This is a genomic window from Prosthecobacter sp. (assembly GCF_020439865.1).
GTDB lineage: Bacteria > Verrucomicrobiota > Verrucomicrobiia > Verrucomicrobiales > Verrucomicrobiaceae > Prosthecobacter.
The window spans coordinates 36,451-58,202 of sequence record NZ_JAGRPF010000073.1; the positions used below are offsets into that span (position 1 = coordinate 36,451).

Consider the following 21,752-nt stretch of genomic DNA (forward strand, 5'->3'; position numbering starts at 1 on the left):
CGTGGCAGGCAATCTTCAATTCATCCATGAAACACATTCTCCTTCTGTTCTCGGTGTTTTCAGCGTGTGCCGTGGCCAGTCTCAACGCCGCTCCCAAGAGCGCCGCGAAACCCAAGGCGCCCGCCGCGCATACGGCCGCTGATCTGGCCGAGACGATCCGGCCTTCGCTGGTCAAGATCACCCAACTCGGACGCGAGGGCACGGACGGCATCGGCTCCGGATTTATCGTGAGTGACGACGGCCTGATCGCGACGAATCTGCACGTCATCGGTGAAGCTCGTCGCCTGCAGGTGGAGATGCACGACGGCAAAACGCATGATGTTACCGTGGTTCAGGCCAGCGACAGCCACCTCGATCTCGCGTTGCTCAAGATCAACGCCAAGGGCCTCAAGCCGCTGCCTTTGGGCGATTCCAGCAAAGTACGTCAAGGTGATCCCATCGTCGCTATGGGCGCGCCGGAGGGTCTCGCGTTCAGCATCGTGCAGGGCGTGCTTTCCGCGACGCGCGACATCGACGGTCAGGAGATGCTGCAGGTGGCCGTGCCGATCGAGAAAGGCAACAGCGGCGGGCCCCTGCTCGACATGCAGGGTAGGGTGCTCGGTCTGCTCACGCTCAAATCGCTGAAGACGGAGAACCTTGGCTTCGCCATGCCGGTGAACGAATTGAAGAAGCTCATCGAGACGCCGAATCCGGTGCCGATGTCACGCTGGCTGACGATTGGCGTGCTGAATTCGAAACTGTGGAAGACGCATCTCGGCGCGCAGTGGACGCAGCACGCCGGTGTGATCCGCTCCGAATTTCCCGGCGAGGGATTCGGTGGCCGGGCGCTCTGTCTTTCCACGCAGAAAGTGCCCGAGGGCACCTTCGAGGTCAGCACCACCGTGCGGCTCGATGACGAATCCGGCGCGGCGGGCCTCACCTTTTGTTCCGATGGTGGCGACAAGCACTACGGCTTCTATCCTTCCGGCGGCAAGCTGCGGCTCACACGCTTCGACGGGCCGGATGTCTATTCGTGGACGATCCTCGCCGATGTGCCGAGTGATGCCTACAAGCCGGAAGACTGGAATGCGCTGCGCGTCCGCGTGGAGCCCGAGCGCATCGTGTGTTTCGTGAACGGTGTGCAGGTCATCGAGAGCAAGGACGACGGTCTGCGTGGCGGCAGCGCGGGGCTGTGCAAATTCCGCACGACGGTGGCCGACTTCCGCAACTTCCGCATCGGGACAGATCTCGCCGAGAAGCCGCTGCAACCCGAACTAGCCTCGAAGTTGCGTTCCGAAGTCGAGCAATACATCGCCGCAGCCGCCAGCAGTGACAAGACGCTCGACGGCCTGCTGCAAAACCCTGCCGCTGCGCGTCGCGTGCTCGTTGAGCAACGGCGCAAACTCGAAGAAGACGCCACCAAGCTGCGCGAGCTCGAACGCGAACTGCACCGTCGTGCGATGACGAAAGAAATCCTCGCCGAGCTCGAGAAGCCCGAGCCTGAAATCAATCTGCTGCGCTGCGCGCTGCTGCTCGCGCGTCACGACAATCCGGAGATCGACGTGGCGTCCTACCTGAGCGCCTTCAAGGCGATGGTGGCCGATTTGAAGGACGATCCTGAGATCAAGAAAGGCACGATTCCCGCGGTGAAGCGGCTCAACCGCTATCTGTTTGATGAGAACGGCTTTCACGGCAGCCGCGGCGACTACAGCAACCGCTCCAACAGCTACCTCAACGAAGTCATCGATGATCGCGAAGGCCTGCCCATCACCTTGAGCGTGCTCTACGTCGAGCTGGCGTCCGCGCTTGGCGTGCAGGGCGTGTTTGGCGTGCCGCTGCCCGGGAAGTTCATGGTCGGCTATCGCGACGGACCCGAAGGCGAACTTCAGCTCATCGATGTCTTCGAGCGCGGCAAACTGCTCACGGTGGAGCAGGCGGCGATGGATCTCACCGATGACGGCCACTTTCCCGAAGGTGCACTCGCCCCCACGACCAAGCAGGCCGTGCTGCTGCGGATGCTGCGCAACCTGATGAGCAGCGTATTCGACGACAGCCGCTCGCTGCGTGAGTCGCTACCGTATTTGAACCTGGTGATCGCCATCGATCCCAAGTCCGCCGCCGAGCGTCTCACTCGCGCGCAGATGCGTCAGCGTCTTGGTGAAAAGGCCGGTGCACGCGAGGACGTGAACTGGCTCATTGACAATTTTCCTGAAGACGGGCCGCCTGAACTCATGCAGCAGCTCGACCGCTGGATGCAGTCGTTGCGGGAGGAGTAGGAGGGCAGACCTCTGTGTCTGCCGAATTCGGCAAGGCTGGAGCCTTGCCCTCCGATCACGGCACCGGCTCACCGGAACCCGGATAGATCCAGCGCAGTACTTTGCCGTTGCGAACGTGCGCCTGCGCCTCGGCATCGATGGGACCGCAGAAGGCCATCGTTTCGTAGAACACGCTCACGGCCCAGGTGGGCTGATTGTCGATGGTGGTGGCCTGCGGCGTGCCCCAGCGCTGAATTTTGTTCAGCTTGATGTCGGTGACCTGGCCTGACTTCATGCTGGCGAGCAGCAGATCGTAGCTGCCATCAGCATTGCGCTTCGGCCTGCCTGCCGCATCCACGGCGTTGGGCATGCTGACGCTCGCAGATCCGCCTGCAGCCTGCTGTTTCTTCCATGCGGCCTGGGCGATCTCGATGCGCCCTCGTTTCCAGCGCTCATAGGATTCACGCACCTGCGTGGGCATGTCCGTGTCATGCACAAAGATCTGCCCGCGTGCCTGCGAGGTTTCCGTGGGCGCCACGAGCAGCACGTTTGCCTGAGCGGCCAGTGCATACGCCGTGGATCCCGCCGGAAGGGTGGAACTGCCGCCCGGCATGCGCAACTGCACCGGCTTGCTCAGCTTGATCTGGCGTGGAAAAGCCGTGGGAGGAAACACGGTCCAGTTTTTCGTCAGCGATTCGAGTGACTCGATCTGCGGCGGCACAAAGCCGTCACCTTGCACAACCGGGGCAGGGGAGTTGGTCTCGATGTGTGGCGCGGGTGTGCTGTAAACCGTCCGCGCCGGCGGCGAGTTCTGCGGTTTGTATGGCGGATTCTCAAACACCACGCGCTGTCCAGCAGGTGCGACGAAGCGGTCGTAGATCAAAAACGCCGAAACGAAGATCAGGATAGTGATGAACAGCGCTTTCATGGGCGGGGACGGTCAGGCTTTGAAACCTGCCAGCCGCACGCCAAACAACCAGCGAAAAGGAGGCTTGAGGGCGATCGCCTTGCGCAGGCCGTGGGGCAGCATTGAGAGCAGCTTTTCGCAGATCACCGCCGGCCACGTGGGCAAAAGCATGAACTTTCCGCGTCCGCCGAAGATGATACGAATTTTGGCGAAACCCACGGAACGGAACAGCGCCGAGAGATCGTCCACCGTGTATTCCTTGAGGTGAAATCCCGTCGCCTCATCATCGAACACGCAGCTGATGTCATGCGGTCCTGTCAGGCGGCTTGGGGTGATGCAGAGATAGACACCGCCGGGCGCCAGCGCGGCATGCAGGTGGCGGAGCTGCTCCACGGCATCGTCGGGATGCAGATGCTCCATCAGCTGGTTGCTGTAGGCCACGTTCACACTATTCGGCTCCACGGGAATCGTGCTGCCATCGGAGAGAACGAGCTGCAGGTTGTCCGGCAGGGTGCGCTTGCGGGTGATTTCGTCGGAGACATCCACCGCGAGCACTCGTGCGACTTTCTCGGCCACTGCTTTGGCAAATTCGCAATCGCCAGGGCCGACTTCGAGAAACACGGTTTTGGAAGTCAAAAAAGGCGCGACGATCTCCATCTTTTCCGCCACATCGGCGGCGAGCCGCCCGGCGTCGGCCTTGTTGGTGTGCTGCGGATGCAGCGGCACGCGTTTGAAAAGCTCGTCGTAAACCTCGGAATACAGCGTGCGGCGCTGCTCCTTGGAGGCGCGTCGCAGACGGTCGGCGAGCTCGCGCTCCACCTCGTAGTGCTGACGGAGCTGCTCAAGAGTGCGTGTTTCGGTGACGGTGACGGGCATGCGGGAGAAAGCTACGCGCCAGATTCGTTTCGGGCAAGGACTCGCACTTCCTTGCTCATTCGCCGTGGCGAATTAGCATGGGGACAATGCTGAAACACCTCCTTCTGCTCTGCTCGCTCGCTGTCGCGGTTCACGCTCAGGATACGGGGCCTGCCAAAGACGACCCTCTCGTTCCCAGGGAGCGTGACACGGTGCTGCGCATTCAGATCTTCCTCGACCGGCACCTCTTCGGCCCCGGCAAGCTCGACGGCGCGGTCGGCGAGTTCACCTACAAGGCCGTGGTGAACTACAACTATGCGCATGGTTTCCGCGATCTTTACAACTGGAGCCGGATTCAGGAGGCCGCTGAAGCCGAGGTGCCTGTCATCTTTGCCGCGTTCAAGATTCAGCCGATTCTGCTCAGGTATGTGACGAAGGATCTGCCTGAGGACTATGAGAAGGCATCGGTCTATCCGTTCATGGCCTACCGCAGCCTTCTCGAGCTCGTCGCCGAACGCTTTCACACGGACGAGACTTTTCTGGCCGCCATCAATCCCGGCAAAAACCTCAATGCGCTCAAAGCCGGCGACATCGTCGTCGTGCCGAACGTGAGATCGTTCCGCATCGAGGAGATCAAGCCGATGCAGAGCTTCAAGACCGATGCGACGCTGAGCGCACACACGATTGTCGTCGATACTACCGAGCGCATGGCGGCGGTCTACAACGAGAAGGAGGTGATGCTGGCGGCTTTTCCCATCACGCCCGGCAAGCCGCAGTTCATTCCCGTCGGCACGTGGAAGGTGCAGACCATGATGACGACGCCGAGCTTTCGCTACGACAAGCAGTTCCTCGAGGAAGGCGTGCGGGGGGACGAATCGTTTCAGATTCCTCCGGGACCGAACAGTCCCATCGGCATCATCTGGTGCGGCCTGAGCAAGTCCGGCATCGGACTGCACGGCACCGCTTTGCCGCGAACCATCGGCCGCACCCGCAGCGCGGGCTGCGTGCGCTTCGCCAACTGGGATGCCATCCGCCTTCCGCAACTCATCCGGCCAGGAACGCGCGTGATCGTGCGTTAATCTCCCGCCATGCCCCGCATTCTCATCGCCGGTCTTTTTCACGAGACGCACACCTTCCTCGACGGTCTCACCATGCCTGCGGATTTTCAGATCCGGCGTGGAGAGGAACTGTTCTCCTGCACAGGCGACGCCTCACCTCTCGGCGGTGTTCTGGAACTCGCGGAAGAGTTCGGCTGGGAGATGGTTCCTGCGGCCGATTACCGAGCGCAGCCCTCGGCCACCGTCGCCGACGAGGTCATCGAACAGTTCTGGGCCGACATCGCACCCGCCGTTCGTGCGGGCTGTGACGCCATCTATCTGGTGCTGCATGGTGCCATGACGTCGCAGACGATCTTGGATGTCGAAGGCGAGATCCTTCGTCGCATCCGCGCCATCACGGGTGTGCCGATCTTCGGAGTCTTCGATCTGCACGCGAACTTTTCACCGCAGATGGCAGAGCTGGCGGACTGCCTCGTCGCCTACCGCGAGAATCCGCACACGGATGCGCGAGAGGCCGGGCTGATCGCCGCACGTCTGCTGAATCGTTGTCTCACCACCGGAGATCGTCCGCGCATGCAGCTCAAACAGCCGGGCATCATCTGGCCGCCGACCGGCACGGGCACGGCGAGCGATCCCATGCTCTCCCTCGAAGAAATGGCGCGGGAGTTTGAGCATGACGATGATTCGTTGTGGTCCATGAGCATCGTGGCGGGCTTCAGTTTTGCCGACACACCGGACACGGGCGTCAGCTTCGTCGCCTGCACCACGGGCGATGCGAAAGCGCAGCTCGAATCACTCGCCCAACGTGCTCGCGAACTCGCCAGCCTCGGGCAGATCACCGATCCTTCGGCAGACGAAGTGCTTGCCGGACTCAAGCCTCCTCCTCATGGCCTCACGGTTCTCGTGGAGCCCTCCGACAACATCGGTGGCGGTGCGCCCGGCGACTGCACCGGACTGCTGCGTGCCTTGATCCGTCATGGCATCGTAAACGCCGCGATCTGTCTCTGCGATCCGCAGGCGGTGTGTGAGATCGAAGCCGGATCACGTCACATCAGCCTCGGCGGCAAAGGCAGCCGGCTCGATGCAGGACCTGTCGAATTGGACGTCGAACTCGTCGCCCTTAACGACGGACGTTTTGAACTCGAGGACAAGAACAGCCATCTCGCCAGCATGTGCGGTGATGTCTTTGACATGGGCCGCTGCGCGGTCGTGAAGCATGCAGGCATCACGATTCTCATTACCAGCGTGAAGACACCGCCCTTCGATCTCGGCCAGTGGCACAGCCAGGGCGTCGCCGTGGAAGAGCTTTCCATCGTCGCCGTCAAAGCCGCCGTGGCCCATCGTCGCGCCTACGACAAGATCGCCGCGCGCATGCTCTGGGTGGACACACCGGGCCCGTGCAGCAGCAATTTGAAGGCGCTGCCGTACAAGTTTGCGCGTGTTGGAGGATAGGCCTCCAGCCTTTGCAATTCGGAGAGCTCGACACCTCGTCGCTGTCAGACTGAAAGTTTGACCTCCTGATTTCACCCCAAGAGGATTCCGGATTCAACGTCATGCCGCGTGACATCACGCCGCCATGAACACGCACGATCCCCGCCAGCCCTCGCCGCAGAACTATCCAGTGCCACCGGGATGGGAGCGGTTTCAGCCGCCGCCGAACATGACGGAGCCTGTGGTGCAGGCGGTGATCGCAGAGGTGCCAGTTGCGGAACTTGCTCCGGAACTGCCCAAGGCCTCGGCGGTCATTCGATTCTGGCGTCAGATCGGTGGTGGGTCGCTAATGCTGAGCATCGGCGTGCATGCGGCGTTGCTGGTGCTTGCGGGAGCTGTGTTGATCAGCACGCAGGCATTGAAGCCTCCTCCTGATTTTCTTCCGGCCGGCCGGAATGAAGCGGGTGAGCAGGCTTCACGTGCTTTGGCGGAGCATGTGCAGGTGAGGCATCAGGCATCGCTGGCAAATCGGCAGCCGGTAACGCGTCTCGCAATCGACGGTCCCTCTGATCTGCCTTTGCCAGATGTGGCTGCGGCAATGCTTCCAGAGTCAGGGCTGGATGGCGGAAGCATGGGCGGCAGGCTGTCATCCAGTACCGTTTCGAGCCAGGCGGTTGGATGGAACGGCCAGGGACCTGCAAACTGGCTTCCGGGGATGCCGAAGATGTTTGTATCACGCTGTTCGGACCAGGGCCGCATTGAAAAGCTGCGGCAGAATGGCGGAACGCCGGAGTGTGAAATGGCGGTGTCGCGTTCACTTGAGTGGTTGAAGTCGCAGCAGAACACCGATGGTTCCTGGGGACGTTCGAACAAGGCGGCGATGACCGGTTTGACGCTGCTCTGTTTTCTTGGGCGCTGCGAGACTCCTGAGTCGCCTTTTTTCGGCGACAACGTGCGCAACGGCATGCTCTACCTCGTCGAACTCGCGCGGAATAGCCCGCACGGCATTTTGTCGGAGCAGCCGCAGTCGAATTCCGCGACGTACGAGCATGGCATCGCGACGTATGCGCTCGGAGAGATGTATTCCTTCTACCGTCTCGGGAACAGCAGTCTTCCCGGACTGCGTGAGGCGTTTGAAGAGGGTGTCCGGCTCATCATCGAACAACAGAATCGCCGAGGTGCGTGGACCTATGGCGGCAAGGATGCGGGCATGCCGAATGCCTACAACAAGGACAGTGCAGGGGAGGACTTGTCGGTCACGGGCTGGCAGTACCAGGCGCTCAAAGCCGCAAAGCATTCGGGGCTGAAGTTTGCCGGACTCGACGATTCGATCAAACGCTGCTGCGACTATCTGGAAACAAAGCAGACCAAGGACGGAGGCTTCGGGAAGATGAATCGAGATGCGCACTATAATCAATGGAGTCTGACCGGTTGCGGCGTGCTGGGCCTGCAAACGCTGGCGAAGAACAAGGGAACGCCGGTGAAGAAGGGAATCCGCTTCCTTCGCGATTTCCTCACCAGTGAACCGCTCGACTGGGAGCGGAACTGCAATCTCTACTGCTGGTATTACTACACGCAGGCGTTCTTCCAGGCAGGCGGTGACGACTGGAAGTTTTACAACGCGCAGTTTCTGCCGCAGGTGCTTGGCGCGCAGCAGGCGGACGGCTCGTTCAAACGTGGGCGGCCGAACTGGCCTGCGGGTGACGCGGCGGACGCGATCTACCGCCAGTGCCTGTGCACGTTGCAGCTCGAAGTGTATTACCGCTATCTCAAGGTGGCGGACCGGGAGGAGGATTCGATCTTTGAGAAGTAGTGCGACGGGAGTGTTCATCGCACTCCAGATGTCACACCTCAGTCAAACACCACGGTCTTGTTCTTGAAGACCAGCACGCGATCGCGCACGTGCCACCACAGCGCCTTGGCGAGCACGGTTTTTTCCAGGTCACGGCCGAGGCGGACGAGATCGCTCACGCTGTCCTCGTGGCTGACACGCATGACGTCCTGATGGATGATCGGCCCCTCGTCGAGATCTGCGGTGACGTAGTGGCTGGTCGCGCCGATGATTTTCACGCCGCGCTGGAAGGCCTGATGGTAGGGCTTGGCACCGACGAACGCGGGCAGGAAGCTGTGGTGGATGTTGAGGATGCGGTTGGGAAACTCCGCGATCATCGCCGGGCTGATGATCTGCATGTAGCGGGCCAGCACGACGGTGTCGATGCGATGCTGGCGCAGCAGTTCGATCTGCGCGGCTTCCTGCTGCGCCTTGTTGTCCTTGGTGATCGGAAAATGATGGAACGGGATGCCGAAGCGGTCCGCCGCAGGCCGCAGGGTCTCGTGATTGGCCACGATGAGCGGGATGTCCACGGGCAGGTCGCCGGATTCATGCCGGGCGAGGAGGTCGTAAAGACAGTGGTTCTCCTTGGTGACGAAGAGGGCGACGCGTTTGCGCTGGCTGGCAAAGCTCAGGCGCATCTGCATCTGATGGCGGCGGGCCATTGGCTGCAGGCGGGCCTCGATCTCCTCGCTTTCGAGCGTGAAGTTCTCCAGGCTCCATTCCAGGCGCATGAAGAAGGCGTTCTGCTCCTCGTCGATGTGCTGCTGGAGGTCGATGATGTTGCCCTGATGCGAGGAGATGAATCCGGTCACATCATGCACGAGCCCGGGACGGTCCGGGCAGTGGATGAGCAGCGTGGCGATGTCGGGAGAGGCCATGAGACGGGACTAGGAGCGGAGAGCCGGGAACCGTGTGCAAACGCCGCCGCCTTCGACGAGGGCGGGGATCTGTTCGGCGTGACGTCCGGAGGCGATGATGCATTCGACGCCGCCGTGAACGGCGTCCTGGACGGCGCGCAGTTTGGAGATCATGCCGCCGGTGCCGAGCGTGGATTTCTCCTCCTCGGCATGATGAATCACTTCATCCACGTCGGCGACGACGGGAATGGGGCCTTCCTCGGGCTTTTTCGTGTCGCGCAGCAGGCCGGGCGCGCTGGTGAGGAGGATGAGCACGTCCGCGCCCCAAAAACGGGCCACGCGGGAGGAGAGCTTGTCGTTGTCGCCGTAGCGCAGTTCCTCGATGGCCACGGAGTCGTTTTCATTGATGACCGGCACGACCTGGGAGAACTCGATGAGGCGGTCGAGCACCGCCTTCATGCGCGGCGCACGTTCGGCGTTTTCGAAGTCCTCATGCGTGACGAGAAGCTGGGCCACATGCAGACCATGATCCCGCAGCAGGGATTCGTAGGCGTGCATCAGATGCGTCTGTCCCACGGCGGCCAGGGCCTGAAGCGTCGTCACATCGGAAGGGCGCTGCTTGAACTCGAGCGGTTTGAGACCGGAGGCGACGGCGCCGCTGCTGACCACCACGACGGAATGGCCGGCGCGTTTGAGCAACGCGATGGCTTCGACCAGTTTGCGCAGTTGCACAGGATCCGGTTCCGGCGCGTCAGTACGCGTGAGAATGCCGGAGCCGAATTTGAGAACGATGCGCTTTGGGGCCGATGCCATGAGTCAGAGGGGAACGAAGGGCGGCGAATATGGCGGGATGCATCGCGATGCAAAGGGCAAACCCACGCGTTTACCCACTTCTTGGGCGGACTCGAAGGTATGCTCTCCCGATCTTTCTCGACCTTCGATCTCAAAGTTCCCCCATGCCGCCGCGTTTGATCCAGGCGTTGAGGGGTTCGAAGGGCGTCACGTCGAGGGTGATGCCGCTGCCGAAGGGGGCGCTGTTCACGCTGCTGAGATCTAGAGAACCGTTTTCGATGCGCAGGGTGGCGAAGCCCTCGGCGTGACGGTGGTAGAGGCCGGCGTGTTGGTGGAGCATGGCCTCTTGAACGGTGGAGGAGTGCATGCTGAGGCCACGGAAGTAGTGATGGCCGTTGCGCTCGACGTGCGTGATGCCGAGCAGGGCCATGACGCTCAAGTCCTGCAGCAGCGCGACGGGGCCGACGTTGGCTAGGTCTTCGCCGCTGAGCAGGGGGCCGCCGGGGATGGCGGTGGCGCGTTTCTTCAGCAGCGCAGCATTGGCGAGGCCCTTGACGATGCCTTTGCAATTCTTGTGGCTGGTGCCGCGGTAGCCGAGGTCGAGGGCGCGTGGCAGGTCGGCGAGGGCGCCGTCGCTCTCATCGATGATCATGCCGGGGCCGTCGGTCCAGGAATGCAGCGTGCTGGCGACGTCTTCGTTCAAGGCCTTGGAGCGTTGCAGGGGCTGCTCAATCAGGAGCAGGTACTGGAACAAGGGCGCGAGCGCGGCGTCGGCGCTGAGCGTAGCGTAGAAGTCGCGGAAGCTGGCGAGGTCGTCGAACTGCTCGTTGCCATCGAGCGTGGCGTGAAAGCCGTCCGGGCAGTTGGCGGTGATGATACGGGTGATTTCGCGCAGGCGCGGCAGGTCGGTCTCGGGCCTGCCGCAGACCTTGATCTTGAAATAGCGCAGGCCGTAGGCGCGGATGTTTTCCTCCAGCGTGTAGGGCAGGCCGTCGTCGAGTGTGCCGTCCGCCACGGTGAGGGGATCGCCCAAGCCGACGGTGTGCCGTGCAAACACGTGCGCGAGCGGCTGTGGCGCGATGACATCGCTCACGCGCAAGCCGCGCAACTCCTCGCGCACGGCACCGAGATCAATGCCGAGCACGTCCGAACGCAGCACGGCATGCAGAGGCTGGCCGAGCGCCTTGCACAGGCCGTCAAGCACGGCGCGCTCGATCAGACTGACGCCGAGATTCGCGAGCAGCGGCGGCACCTCCTTAACCTGCGCCCAGTTCGTCTGCTCCGCATACAGGTTCTGCCACCAAGCGAAGAAGCCGGTGTCCTTCTCTGCCGCGAGGCGTCCGATGCGCGAGGCGTTTTGAATCACCGCGATCATCTCCGCGAGGTCGATCTCGAACAGCGTGTCCGGATTCTTCGTGAACCACTTCGGCGGCAGGCCTTCAGTGGCGAGCCCGCTCACGGCGTTGCCATCCACGACGAGATTCACCGTCACAAACAGATGCGGCAGGGCGCTCATGCTGGCGATGCCATACTTGAACGGAAACCGCGTGTGCATGGGCAGCACGTGGAACTGGAGGGACTCGATTCGGAAAGTCATGCGGGACAGGAGCGTCAACGGTCAGGAGGTCAAGCAGTCAAGGTGCGCGACCCTTGAGCAATCTGACCTTTGATTCCTTGACGAGGCTCCGCCTCCTACACCAGCGCGGCGGGCGTTTGCTCTTCCTGTTCCTCGATGGCGGTCAGGCGTTCCTGTTCCTGGTCGAGATCCTCATGGACGGCATCATCACTTCCGCGTTTGGGCTGGTTGGGGGCGTCGAGCGCCAATTCTTGGACGGTCTTGTCCGAGGTGCGGGTGTCTTCGGTGGTCATGCGAACGCCGACAGGCTTGCTGACACCGAACTCCTGCATCGTGACGCCGTAGATCACATCGGCGCGGCTCATGGTGCGCTTGTTGTGGGTGACGATGATGAACTGCGAGTTGTCGATGAAGCTGTCGAGCATCTTGAGGAAGCGGCCGATGTTCGTTTCGTCGAGCGGGGCGTCGAGCTCGTCCAGCACGCAGAAAGGAGACGGCTTCACCTGATAGATGGAGAACAGCAATGCCACGGCGGTCATGCTGCGCTCGCCACCGGAGAGGAGGCTGATGGTCTGCAGCTTCTTGCCCGGCGGTTTGGCAATGATTTCGATGCCGGACTCGAGCGGGTCGGTCTCGTCCACGAGCATGAGGTCGGCCTTGGCCTGGGCGCCGAAGAGTTCGCGGAAGTTGTTGTGGAAGAATCCGCGCACGAGTTGGAACGTCTCGCTGAACATGGTCTTCGTCGTCTCGTTTATCTTGGCGATGACCTGCAACAGTTCGTCCTTCGATTTGACGAGATCGTTGTGCTGGGTCTCGAGGAAGTTGTGACGTTCTTCGAGCTCTTCGAATTCCTGAATGGCGTCAAGATTGACGGGGCCGATGCCTTCGAGCTTCTGTCGAAGTTCATAGACGACCTCCATGACGAACGCCCAGTCGGGTTGCGCTTCATCTCCTGGAATGACGACTTCGTCGATGTCCACTTCGTCATCATCGCGGTTGGAGACGGCGCGGATCTCGGGTGCCTCGGCCGCTTCATTTTCCGCAGCGGATTCCTCCTCGGCCGGTTCGGATTCAGTGACGGCTGCCTCCATCGCATCGCCATTGGATTCGCCCTGCTCGGCGGCATTGGCCGCAGTCTTCTTGCCGCGGTTGCGGTTCTTCTTCTGCTCCTCAATGGTGACCATGAGGACATGGTAGTCCGGCTCAAATGCCTCGATGTGGAAGCTGTAGCGCTCCTGCACCTGATTGATGAGATTTTCGAGGCGAAGATCAACGCGGGTGAGCGCGACCTCGGCGCGGTTGCGTGATTCGTTGAGGCCGTTGTAGCTCTGGCGGAGCTGCGTGAGCTGAGCTTCGAGCTGGCTGACCTGCTCAAACAATCCGGCTCGCTCCTCGGTTTTGGACTGCAGGTGTTCTTCGATGCCGGTGATGGCACCACGCTGGGACTCTATCTGCTCCTGGAAGCGCGCGTTTTCGGCGTCGCTTTGCTGGATGCGCATGCGCCAGGTGTTGATCTCTTCGGCGAAACGGTTCACGCCCGCCTGAAGCTCCTGCAGGCGCACGCCGAGCGGAGCCTTCTGCCGCTCGATGGAATTGAGCGCGCTCTGTTCGAGGGCGAGGGCCGTGCGCAGTTCGTTGAGACGTTCGCTGGATTCGAGCTCACGGCGAAGGAAGGACTCCATTTCGAGCTCAAGCTCGCCTTCGCGGACGCGGGAGCTTTCGAGCTGCTCTTGGGCGATGGCCGCTGCTTCGCGCAGTTGCTGGATCTGGCTTTCGGAACCGCCGATGCGCTCCTGAATCTGATTCTGATCCCACTCGATGCTTTCGAGTTTCGCGGTGGCTTGTTGCAGGGCGCGCTGCACGACGCTGATCTTGCCCTGAAACTGGGAGAAGCCCTCGCGTGCGCGCTGGGACTGCTCTCGAAGAGAGACCTCCTCCCGCTGCATCTCTTCGAGCTTCGCGCTGACGGCGTTCACCGCGTCTTCCTTTTCCATGAACTGCATCTCGAGTGCCTCCACTTCGGTGCGAAGCTGACGCACTTCGGCTTCACGGCGCAGCGTGGAGGATTCCTCCTCCTTGGTGGCTCCGCCGGAGATGACGCCGTTGGTGGTGATGAACTCACCGCGGATCGTGGCGATGGCGAGATGCGGCATCTCGCGCTTCATGCGCAGCGCGGTGTGGAGATCATCAACGATGACCACATTGTGCAAAAGATGATCGATCAGGCTCTGCACGCCCGTCTTGACGCGAACCTTGTCCGTGGCCCAGGCGATGGCGCCGGCGGGCATCAGTTCGCGATCTGCAGCACTGCGCAGGTTGCAGAAGTCATGCGGCACGAGCGCGGCTCGCCCCATCTTATGGTCGGTGAGGCGGTCGATGATCTGTGCGGCGAGTTCGCTCTCTGTGAGCAGGACGGCCTGCAGATGATCCTTCAGAGCGGCTTCGATGGCGGGAATGAAGTCGGGGTCGACCTCGATGCTGGAGGCAAGCAATCCGCGGATGCCGGTGGAATACACTTCCGGATTGTCGAGTCCGCTGAGCACTTTCTGCGTGCCGGAGGAGAGGCCTTCGCCTTTCTGCAGCAATTGTTCGATGATCTCGAGACGTGACTTCCGCTGCGTGAGATTGCGCTGGAGGTCGTTGAGCTCGTTGTTCATCGCGTCGCGCTGACGGCGGCGCTCGATCATTTCACGGGCGCAGTCCTTGGCCTTTTCGTCGAGCTGATTGCGCGTCTCTTCGAGCTCCTGAATGTTGCGCTGAAGTTCGTCGAATTCGATCTGGCTTGTTTCGCGCGCCTGCTGCGCTGTCTGACGATCATGAGCAAGGGATTCATGCCGCTGGCGGTCGCCTGAGATCTGGTTGCTCAACGACTGGGCGCGGGCTTCGCTGGCGGCAATCTGTCCTTCAAACTGACGGATCGCCTCACGAATGGCACGACGGTCTGTTTCGAGACGGTTGCGCTCGGGAAGGATGCTCTGATGGAGGCTCGCATGCTCGCTCACTGCCTGCTGGCGCATCTGAATGTTATCAGTAATAGCGAGTAGCTGTTCATCAGCATTTGCAAGATCGCGGCGTGCCTGATCAAGCAGCTCTTCATTGGCGGCGATCTGTTCTTCGTTCTGGCGGATGCGGCCTTCGAGTTCTTCGCTGCGCTCTTTGTTGAAACCGATGCGGCCTTCGGCACTCTGCATCTGCGAGCGGAGTTCCTGCGCCTGCTGGCGGGCCTGGCTGATCTGAGATTCGAGTGCGTGATACGCTTCGCGTGTTTGGGCAGCTTCTGTCTCGGCGGTTTGCAGTTTGCGCTGCAGTTCCTCGATCTGATTCGCCATCATGCGCACCTGATTTTCAGCTTCGGATTTCTCACCGCTGAATTCGGTATACTGCTTGTGAGCGAGGTGCGTGTCGAGCAGGCGGGTGTCTTCGAGCAGGGCCTGATAGCGGCGGGCTTTGGCCGCCTGGCGTTGCAGAGTGCCCATCTGCCTCTTCACTTCCGCGATGATGTCGGCCACGCGGAGGAGGTTGGCCTCGGTGTATTCGAGTTTGCGGAGGGCTTCCTTTTTCTGCGATTTGAATTTGGTGATGCCCGCGGCTTCTTCGAAGACCGTGCGGCGGTCTTCGGGCTTCGAACTCAGAAGCATGTCAATCTGGCCCTGCGCCATGATCGAGTAGGCCGCACGACCGATGCCGGTGCCGGCAATGAGGTCGTGGATGTCCTTGAGTCGGCAGACCGTGTTGTTGAGACGGTATTCGCTGCGACCGTCACGGAACACACGACGAGTCAATGCGACCTCGTTGAAGTCGACGTTGAGCGACTGCTCGCAGTCTGCCATCGTGAGCGTGACTTCGGCGAGGCCCACTGGCTTGCGCTTGTCGGTTCCATTGAAGATGACATCGGCCATCTCATCGCCGCGCAGTGCTTTGGCGGAGGTTTCGCCGAGGACCCAGCGGATGGCATCGACGACGTTCGATTTGCCGCAACCGTTGGGGCCGACAATGCCGGTCACACCTTTGTGAAACTCAAAGTGGGTCTTGTCGGCAAAGGACTTGAAGCCGTGAAGGGTAAGGCTCTTGAGGTACATGGCAGGAAGGGGAAAGGGGATGGACGGAAACGAGTGCTGAGGTGGAGTGAACCATTCCACAGCCCATGCCCGCAAGAATGAAGGCGATTTTTTACCCTATCTTGGGTGTGCTTAAGATATCTTAAACAAGATGTGGGATTTTCGGCCTCTTAAAACCTGTGAATAAACGCAACGGCTGTGAACAAGTTTCAATACACCGCTTTGCGATGAAAAAGAAAGCTCTCCAAAAGCAGCAGTCCCAACGCCAGCCAGATCAAACGCTGCGGCCACGTGCTAAAGGCGGAGGCAGTGATGATAGGGACTGCCGGTTGGATAGCATCCACCGTGTCCGCGGGACGGACGGGAAGATTTGTTTCGGCATCGGAGATCAAAGCACACGCGCCGCTCCGGTTTTCACCCGTTTCCCAACGGCCGATGCGATTGAGTGCCAGCAGGCCGTGCGAGGGATCATCTGAGACATCGACGAAGCCGTCTCCGTTCCAAGCGCGCCATTGAACGAGACTGTCGGTGTGGAGCATGTCGCCGGTATGGAGAGTGCGGACATCGGCGAGGGCATCGCTGTTTTCAGCACACCAGTAAAGAGCATTGCCAAGGATGAGCGGGAACGATGGCAGAAGGGCGAGTTGTTCGGACTGTGCAGGCGAGAAGGCAGTTACCACGAGGCGCCGGCCGTTGAATTCGCCAGCGGCGAGAACGGGTTCGTTGCCGGCGATCCACAGAGGTTCGATCGAGCTTGGAAGATCCAGCAGGGTGGTTTGAGTGACCGCAATGCGACTGCTGCTGGCGCGGAAAAGCACGGGATGATCGGGTTGCACGGAACGCACGCTGTCGTGCGGCAGGCTGTTGATGGTTCGTGTGCGCAGCGGGCCGGAACTGGTCAAAGGAGTCAATGCAATCACCGGGCGATCGGTTGGCAAGTTTTTCGGCAGCCAATGTTCAAAGACATACACATCCGGCTGTTCTTTCGGCGGCCAGGCGGCGGGATCTCCTTTCCGCATTTCGATGCGACCTGCTTCGATCAGGGAGGAAAGAGCAAGTTCGGTGAAGGGATCGGGCTTCTGGGCAAACCAAGCGACGGTAAGAGGCTTGGTTTTCGGGAGCGGTGCGGCAAGACCATCATCCCAACCGAAGCAGTCTCCTGCGGTTTTCAGCCGCATCTCGAGGCCTTGTCCACGAACGCCTTCGAGCGGAAGAATCAGCACACTGGATTCACCGGGCGAGAGATCGATCTCACGAAGTTGTGCGATGCGTCCGGCGATGGAGATTTCGAGCGTGGAGGTGGTCTTCGCCGGATTGCCAGCCGCAGCGCTGACTTTGACAAAGGCTTCGTAGCGATCGCGCGCGAGCGGACTGTGACGGATCTGAAATCCAGTGATACCGACATTGAGCGGTTCAGAAAGTGCGACGGGAATGAGATCGACGGAGGCGTCGGCAACCGGTTTGGAATCGGTCGCCATCCAGATGCGTGAGTGTGATTCGAGATCGGCAAGACGTTGGGCGACGTTCAACGCGTTGTCCGGCTTCCCTTCGACGGGAGTTGGGGAAAGTTCATCGATCAGGCGCAGGCATTCGCGTCGATTACGACTGCGTGAGAGCAACACGCTTGGCCGCGCATCGAAAGAGATGAGGGAAAGGACGACCTGATCAGGAAGCGAACGGAGGCGTTCCTTCAAGAGTTGCCTGGCCTCGTCGAGCCTCGTTTGGCCCTGCAAATCCTTCGCGGCCATCGAAGCGGAGCAATCGACTACTACGACAACAGCGCCAATAGAGTTGGCGGCGATGTTTCCGCTGGGGCGTGTCAGAGCGAGAATAGCAAACAGCAACACGAGCAGCGTCAGCAGAAGGGAGAACCACTTTTTGATGCGGCGCAGCCAGGCAGATTCTTGATGCTCACGAGCCAGTGATTTGAAGAACAGCAGAGTCGAAACAGGAACCCGTTTCGCCTGGCGGCGAAACAACCACAGCGCCAGCGGGATCAAGGCAAGCCAGGCAAGGTGAAGGTAGCTGGGGTTCAGGAGGCGCATGCGTCATTTGCGCAACTCTTCCAGCGCCTGCTTCAGGTGGCCTTCGATCACGTCTTTGCTCACGTAGGCTTCGCCAATCTTGCGCAGGAGCACGAAGCGGACCTTGCCGTTTTCGAATTTTTTGTCCATGCGCGCGATCCGCATGATTTCCTCGATGTCGAGATTGTCCGGGAGACGAACAGGAAGGTCGCAAAGTTTCAGCAGCGCGATGATGCGGTCGTAGTCTTCGGCGGTGAGATCTGAAATCTGCACGGAAAGCCACGCGGCGGCACGAATGCCAAGGCTGATGGCCTCGCCGTGAAGCAATGTGCCGTAACCGGCAGCGGCTTCGATGGCGTGGCCCAGCGTATGGCCGAAATTTAGAAGCGCACGGGTGCCGATGGTTTCATATTCATCAGCTTCAACAATGACAGCCTTGATGGCGATGTTGCGACGGATGAGTGCAACGATGTCGCCTTTGCCTGCGGCGACATCCTCGATGGCCTTAAACATGGAGGCGTCGCGAATGCAGGCGTGCTTGATGATCTCAGCGAAGCCTTCGTTCCACTCGCGTTCCGGCAAGGAGTTCAGCGTGTCGAGATCGGCGATGACATGCACGGGCTGATGGAAGCAGCCGACCATGTTCTTGGCATTTGGCAGATTGACGCCGGTCTTCCCGCCGACGGAGCTGTCCACCTGGGAGAGCACGGTGGTCGGAACCTGAACGTAGGGGATGCCGCGCTGATAAACGGCTGCGCAGAAGCCGGCCAGATCGCCGATGACGCCACCACCCAGGGCAACGACGAAGCTTTTGCGGTCGAGCCCAGCCCTGACCATCTCTCCGAGCACGAATTCGCTCGAGGAAAGCGATTTGGAAGACTCGCCCGCCGGCACGGTGATGAGGTGTGGCTGTTTGCCAACTGCGCGCAGACTTTGCAGCACGGTTTCGGCATAGAGGGGGCCGACATTGGAATCCGTCACCACCGCGCAACTGATTCGATCGGGGAGCTTCTTGTTGACCTCTTCGCCCAGAGTTTTGAGCTGGTCACGCCCGACCTGCACGAGGTAGCTGCGGGGACCTAGGTTGACGAAGACGGGGCGGACGGGCTGGACGGGCGGAGGCATGGAAAAAGTTCGAAGAGTCGTGTCAGCGCGTACTCTGCCGCCGGAAGGGAATCGAGGCAAATCGTTTGGAAGCAGCGTTCACGACGAAACCAGGTAATCTGGCGTTTGGCATAGTGCCGGGTGGACTGCTGAATGGCCGCGATGGTCTGATCCAGTGTCGCGCGCCCGGCGAGATGTTCGCGCACTTCGCGCACACCGATGGCCTTTTCAGAAGTGGGTGAGAGCGGCCCCAGCGCTGAGACCTCCGAGATCAATCCGGAGTCGAACATGGTGAGCGTGCGCTGGTTGATGCGCTGATAAAGCGTCTCGCGATTCCATTCGAGGGTCACGCCGTTCACCTGCGGCTTGGTTTCTTCGAATGAGCGGCGTAGGCCGGACTGGGGGCGCCCGGTCAGCAGGCATATCTCGAGGGCACGCTCGACATAGCGGGGATTGCGCAGATTTACGGTGGTGGCAGCTTCGGGATCCCGCTGCATAAGCCACACGATTTTTTCACCCGGGCTGAGATGCTTGAACCGTTCGCGCAAGGAGGGGGAGGCGGCAGGGAGCGGTGAAAGCCCATGGGTGAGCGCCTTCACGTAGAGCCCTGAGCCGCCGACGACGATGGGAGTTCGTCCCCGCGCAGCGATGTCTTGGATGACCGGGACAGCCAGCGAGTGGTAGCTTTGTGCATCGCAGGACTCAGTGAGCGGCAGCACACCGTAAAGATGATGCGGCACGCGGCCTCGTTCGGCGGCCGTGGGCTTTGCCGTAAGGATGTCCATTCCGTCGTAAAGCTGAAAGGCATCCGCATTGACGATTTCTCCACCGATGTTTTCGGCAAGGGCAACGGCCAAAGCCGATTTGCCCGACGCGGTGGGGCCGGTGATGAAAAAGGTTTTGGAAGGGAGCATGCGCTTACCGCAAATGCGGTTTAATGCGCGGTTCCTTCGATCTTGCGACCGACTTTTTCGATTCCTTGGCCGGTTTTGTAGAAGGCGTGGTCGATGCCACGTCCGACACGGGTGGCAGGACCGCCACCACCGCGGCAGGCAGAAAGGGTGAGAACGGTGAGGCAGAGGATGGAGGCGATGATTTTCATATGCGGCATTTTAAGGTGCCAGTCCTCAGACTCAAGTTCCGAGTGTCCGGGTGGCAGGCATCGGAGATTCTCGATTCGGAAGCTGCAGCGGACGCTGATTCAGCGTGGAATCGTAAATGTGCCGCCGCAGGCGTTGGCGATTTGCTGGAGCAGCGAGGCCTGCTCAAAGCCTTGCGCGGGCTCTTCACCGATGGCTATGGTGTGAATGCGAACCTGAAATGTTTCATGGATGCGTTTGGCGAGATCAAGCACCTGGTCCGGAGTGCCATCACTGGGGGAACCGTCGCTGAGGAAGTAAATCGCGTCGATGTTGCCGGCAGGGAGAATCTTGGTGAGCGTGAGATTGAGCGCTTCGCACATCGGGGTGCCACCGTTGGCTTGAATGCGTTCGACGAAACGAACCGCCTGCTTGTGATTTTTTTCGTCGTCCTGCGCGATACCGCGTCCGGAAAAGCATGACTCGACATCCTCCCCGAAGGTGACGATGCCGTAGCGCAGTTTGCTGGATGTGTTCTGCATGGCGACCAGCAGGTCGCTCATCTGCCCCTTGAGTTTGCTGATGCGGTTTTCGAAGTCCATGCTGCCGCTGACGTCGAGAATAAAGAGCGCCCCCTTTGCTCGAAACTCCACGCCGTAGAAAGACGCCATGTTCATGGTGGGATCCTCGTCGAGCGGCTTGAGCAGCTTCTGAAGTTTGAGGTAGTTGTCGAAATCGGAACGGGCGAGCATTTTCCAAGGGATGTTGGGTCCTTGTTCCGTGAGCCAGGTTTTCCACTTGGTGTCGTCTTCGACAAAATCCTGACCGGTGAGGCGGTACAGCGAGCAGCGGACAGTGTGACCGATGGAGTCGTCACGGAGCTGCGGCAGCAGGGATTGAATCGCCAGCGCGCTGCGCATTCCTCCAAGGGCCTCTGCGGCGCAGGCGCGCATGACATGGGCATTGGCTGGGTCGAGCATCGCAGCGATGCGCGCGACCACGACTTCAGGGTTGTCCTGAAACGCTCCGAGAGCCTTGGCCGCCAAGGCAACGCGTTCGGGATTACGCACGTCTGACAAGGGGCCTTTGAGCTGCGTGATCAGGCTCCAGAAGAAACCACGAGTTTCCAGCAGGCCGATATCGGCAAAAAAAAACAAGGTCTCGTCATCACAAGAAGGATGTTTGTTCAGCCAGTCCGCAAGCATCCGGCGAGCCTCACCTGAGGGCCAGGAGGCGACTATTTCGGCTAGGCGCATCTTGATGCCGATTCCCACGCGCTTGTCACCCACGAGAGTGAGCACGGTGTCAGCGGCCATTTTGTGAGTGTGGAGCTCTTTGAGGGGGGCCAGGGCCTCCTGGTTGCCGCTGCGAACGTTTTTGACAATGCTTTTGAGCAGCGCCTCGCCTTCGTCAGCCGCAGGCGAGGGGAGTGCGGCAAACAAGATCAACACACACAAGTTTTGAGAGAGGCGCATGGCGATTTCGATTTGCGATAGTCCGATACCGTCCTGCCAGCGACCGTTGGCCGCCAAGTTGGGATGGTGTTGTTGATGCAGATTATGGGGCTGAAACGAGCAAACCAAGCTGAAAGATGGAAGTCTAACGCTGCAGTTGGAGCGGTTGGTCCGCCGGGATTTTTCGACTCTTTCGCAAAGATTGGAAATAATCTTTGACAGATACCCCCACCGTCCTACTTTCGGCCCACTTTTTCGGTAAAAGGCCGGGGTGTATTGTCTCTTGATCTCAATCAAGGAGGCTTTCATATCCCGGTTTTCTTGTCGAAAGAGGAGGAGGTCTCTCACAGGGCCGCCGCCGGTTAAGCTGTTATAGCTCAGTGGTAGAGCACGTCCTTGGTAAGGACGAGGTCGAGGGTTCAAGTCCCTCTAACAGCTCCAGTGGCAGAACGGTGGGGATCTTCGAAACACGACAAACGAACCAGTTCA

Annotated in this window: 15 protein-coding genes and 1 tRNA gene; 5 read left to right on the forward strand and 11 right to left on the reverse strand. The window is 60.4% G+C overall.

From position 1 onward, the window contains the following. Window positions 1-26: 26 nt before the first annotated feature. Window positions 27-2,255 (forward strand): trypsin-like peptidase domain-containing protein, encoded by a 2,229-nt coding sequence (locus KDL09_RS07925; protein WP_294383606.1) that lies wholly within the window; start codon window positions 27-29, stop codon window positions 2,253-2,255. Between the two features lie 55 nt (window positions 2,256-2,310). Here the strand turns inward: KDL09_RS07925 and KDL09_RS07930 are convergent, their stop codons facing one another. After that, complete coding sequence (locus tag KDL09_RS07930; RefSeq protein WP_294383608.1) at window positions 2,311-3,162, reverse strand: hypothetical protein; 852 nt, start codon at window positions 3,160-3,162, stop codon at window positions 2,311-2,313. 12 nt (window positions 3,163-3,174) lie between these two features. Then, on the reverse strand, window positions 3,175-4,017 hold the full coding sequence (locus KDL09_RS07935; RefSeq protein WP_294383611.1) for a class I SAM-dependent methyltransferase: 843 nt from the start codon (window positions 4,015-4,017) through the stop codon (window positions 3,175-3,177). A gap of 86 nt (window positions 4,018-4,103) precedes the next feature. Between KDL09_RS07935 and KDL09_RS07940 the strand changes: the two genes are divergently transcribed. The 3 genes from KDL09_RS07940 to KDL09_RS07950 all read left to right on the forward strand — a co-directional run bounded on the left by KDL09_RS07940 (window position 4,104) and on the right by KDL09_RS07950 (window position 8,298). Next, a complete protein-coding gene (locus KDL09_RS07940; protein ID WP_294383615.1) occupies window positions 4,104-5,075 on the forward strand; it encodes a L,D-transpeptidase in 972 nt (323 codons plus the stop codon). Between the two features lie 9 nt (window positions 5,076-5,084). Further along, window positions 5,085-6,506, forward strand: a complete 1,422-nt coding sequence (locus KDL09_RS07945) for a M81 family metallopeptidase (protein WP_294383620.1) — start codon at window positions 5,085-5,087, stop codon at window positions 6,504-6,506. A 124-nt stretch (window positions 6,507-6,630) separates the two neighbouring features. After that, the gene (locus KDL09_RS07950) at window positions 6,631-8,298 is read left to right on the forward strand and encodes a prenyltransferase/squalene oxidase repeat-containing protein (protein ID WP_294383624.1); all 1,668 of its coding nucleotides are present in this window, start codon (window positions 6,631-6,633) and stop codon (window positions 8,296-8,298) included. Between the two features lie 38 nt (window positions 8,299-8,336). On the opposite strand, the gene purU is transcribed toward KDL09_RS07950, so the two are convergent. The 9 genes from purU to KDL09_RS07995 all read right to left on the reverse strand — a co-directional run bounded on the left by purU (window position 8,337) and on the right by KDL09_RS07995 (window position 21,284). After that, complete coding sequence (gene purU, locus KDL09_RS07955) at window positions 8,337-9,197, reverse strand: formyltetrahydrofolate deformylase (protein ID WP_294383628.1); 861 nt, start codon at window positions 9,195-9,197, stop codon at window positions 8,337-8,339. A gap of 9 nt (window positions 9,198-9,206) precedes the next feature. After that, window positions 9,207-9,989 carry a glutamate 5-kinase gene (proB, locus tag KDL09_RS07960; RefSeq protein ID WP_294383631.1) on the reverse strand — a complete coding sequence of 261 codons (783 nt, stop codon included), beginning with the start codon at window positions 9,987-9,989 and terminating at the stop codon, window positions 9,207-9,209. Window positions 9,990-10,119: 130 nt separating this feature from the next. Further along, window positions 10,120-11,565: a hypothetical protein gene (locus tag KDL09_RS07965; RefSeq protein WP_294383633.1), complete on the reverse strand. Its 1,446-nt coding sequence runs from the start codon at window positions 11,563-11,565 to the stop codon at window positions 10,120-10,122. Between the two features lie 95 nt (window positions 11,566-11,660). After that, window positions 11,661-15,623, reverse strand: a complete 3,963-nt coding sequence (gene smc / locus KDL09_RS07970) for a chromosome segregation protein SMC (RefSeq protein WP_294383635.1) — start codon at window positions 15,621-15,623, stop codon at window positions 11,661-11,663. A 188-nt stretch (window positions 15,624-15,811) separates the two neighbouring features. Continuing rightward, the gene (locus KDL09_RS07975) at window positions 15,812-17,647 is read right to left on the reverse strand and encodes a BatA and WFA domain-containing protein (protein ID WP_294383638.1); all 1,836 of its coding nucleotides are present in this window, start codon (window positions 17,645-17,647) and stop codon (window positions 15,812-15,814) included. Window positions 17,648-17,650: 3 nt separating this feature from the next. Beyond that, the gene (gene aroB / locus KDL09_RS07980) at window positions 17,651-18,751 is read right to left on the reverse strand and encodes a 3-dehydroquinate synthase (protein WP_294383641.1); all 1,101 of its coding nucleotides are present in this window, start codon (window positions 18,749-18,751) and stop codon (window positions 17,651-17,653) included. Further along, window positions 18,706-19,644 (reverse strand): tRNA (adenosine(37)-N6)-dimethylallyltransferase MiaA, encoded by a 939-nt coding sequence (miaA, locus tag KDL09_RS07985; RefSeq protein WP_294383650.1) that lies wholly within the window; start codon window positions 19,642-19,644, stop codon window positions 18,706-18,708. Before miaA ends, aroB begins: the two co-directional genes overlap by 46 nt. 20 nt (window positions 19,645-19,664) lie before the next feature. After that, window positions 19,665-19,832, reverse strand: a complete 168-nt coding sequence (locus KDL09_RS07990) for a hypothetical protein (RefSeq protein WP_294383652.1) — start codon at window positions 19,830-19,832, stop codon at window positions 19,665-19,667. A gap of 99 nt (window positions 19,833-19,931) precedes the next feature. After that, window positions 19,932-21,284: a VWA domain-containing protein gene (locus KDL09_RS07995; protein WP_294383654.1), complete on the reverse strand. Its 1,353-nt coding sequence runs from the start codon at window positions 21,282-21,284 to the stop codon at window positions 19,932-19,934. Window positions 21,285-21,629: 345 nt separating this feature from the next. Here KDL09_RS07995 and KDL09_RS08000 point away from each other — a divergent pair. Then, a tRNA-Thr gene (locus KDL09_RS08000) sits at window positions 21,630-21,704 on the forward strand. The last annotated feature ends 48 nt before the right edge of the window (window positions 21,705-21,752 follow it).

Excerpts from the sequence above, each read along its gene's own strand:
- KDL09_RS07935 (WP_294383611.1), bottom strand. The coding sequence starts at position 4,017 with ATGCCCGTCACCGTCACCGAAACACGCACTCTTGAGCAGCTCCGTCAG.
- KDL09_RS07995 (WP_294383654.1), bottom strand. The coding sequence starts at position 21,284 with ATGCGCCTCTCTCAAAACTTGTGTGTGTTGATCTTGTTTGCCGCACTC.
- KDL09_RS07930 (WP_294383608.1), bottom strand. The coding sequence starts at position 3,162 with ATGAAAGCGCTGTTCATCACTATCCTGATCTTCGTTTCGGCGTTTTTG.
- purU (WP_294383628.1), bottom strand. The coding sequence starts at position 9,197 with ATGGCCTCTCCCGACATCGCCACGCTGCTCATCCACTGCCCGGACCGT.
- KDL09_RS07975 (WP_294383638.1), bottom strand. The coding sequence starts at position 17,647 with ATGCGCCTCCTGAACCCCAGCTACCTTCACCTTGCCTGGCTTGCCTTG.
- proB (WP_294383631.1), bottom strand. The coding sequence starts at position 9,989 with ATGGCATCGGCCCCAAAGCGCATCGTTCTCAAATTCGGCTCCGGCATT.
- KDL09_RS07940 (WP_294383615.1), top strand. The coding sequence starts at position 4,104 with ATGCTGAAACACCTCCTTCTGCTCTGCTCGCTCGCTGTCGCGGTTCAC.
- KDL09_RS07925 (WP_294383606.1), top strand. The coding sequence starts at position 27 with ATGAAACACATTCTCCTTCTGTTCTCGGTGTTTTCAGCGTGTGCCGTG.
- miaA (WP_294383650.1), bottom strand. The coding sequence starts at position 19,644 with ATGCTCCCTTCCAAAACCTTTTTCATCACCGGCCCCACCGCGTCGGGC.
- KDL09_RS07990 (WP_294383652.1), bottom strand. The coding sequence starts at position 19,832 with ATGAAAATCATCGCCTCCATCCTCTGCCTCACCGTTCTCACCCTTTCT.
- smc (WP_294383635.1), bottom strand. The coding sequence starts at position 15,623 with ATGTACCTCAAGAGCCTTACCCTTCACGGCTTCAAGTCCTTTGCCGAC.
- KDL09_RS07945 (WP_294383620.1), top strand. The coding sequence starts at position 5,085 with ATGCCCCGCATTCTCATCGCCGGTCTTTTTCACGAGACGCACACCTTC.
- KDL09_RS07950 (WP_294383624.1), top strand. The coding sequence starts at position 6,631 with ATGAACACGCACGATCCCCGCCAGCCCTCGCCGCAGAACTATCCAGTG.
- KDL09_RS07965 (WP_294383633.1), bottom strand. The coding sequence starts at position 11,565 with ATGACTTTCCGAATCGAGTCCCTCCAGTTCCACGTGCTGCCCATGCAC.
- aroB (WP_294383641.1), bottom strand. The coding sequence starts at position 18,751 with ATGCCTCCGCCCGTCCAGCCCGTCCGCCCCGTCTTCGTCAACCTAGGT.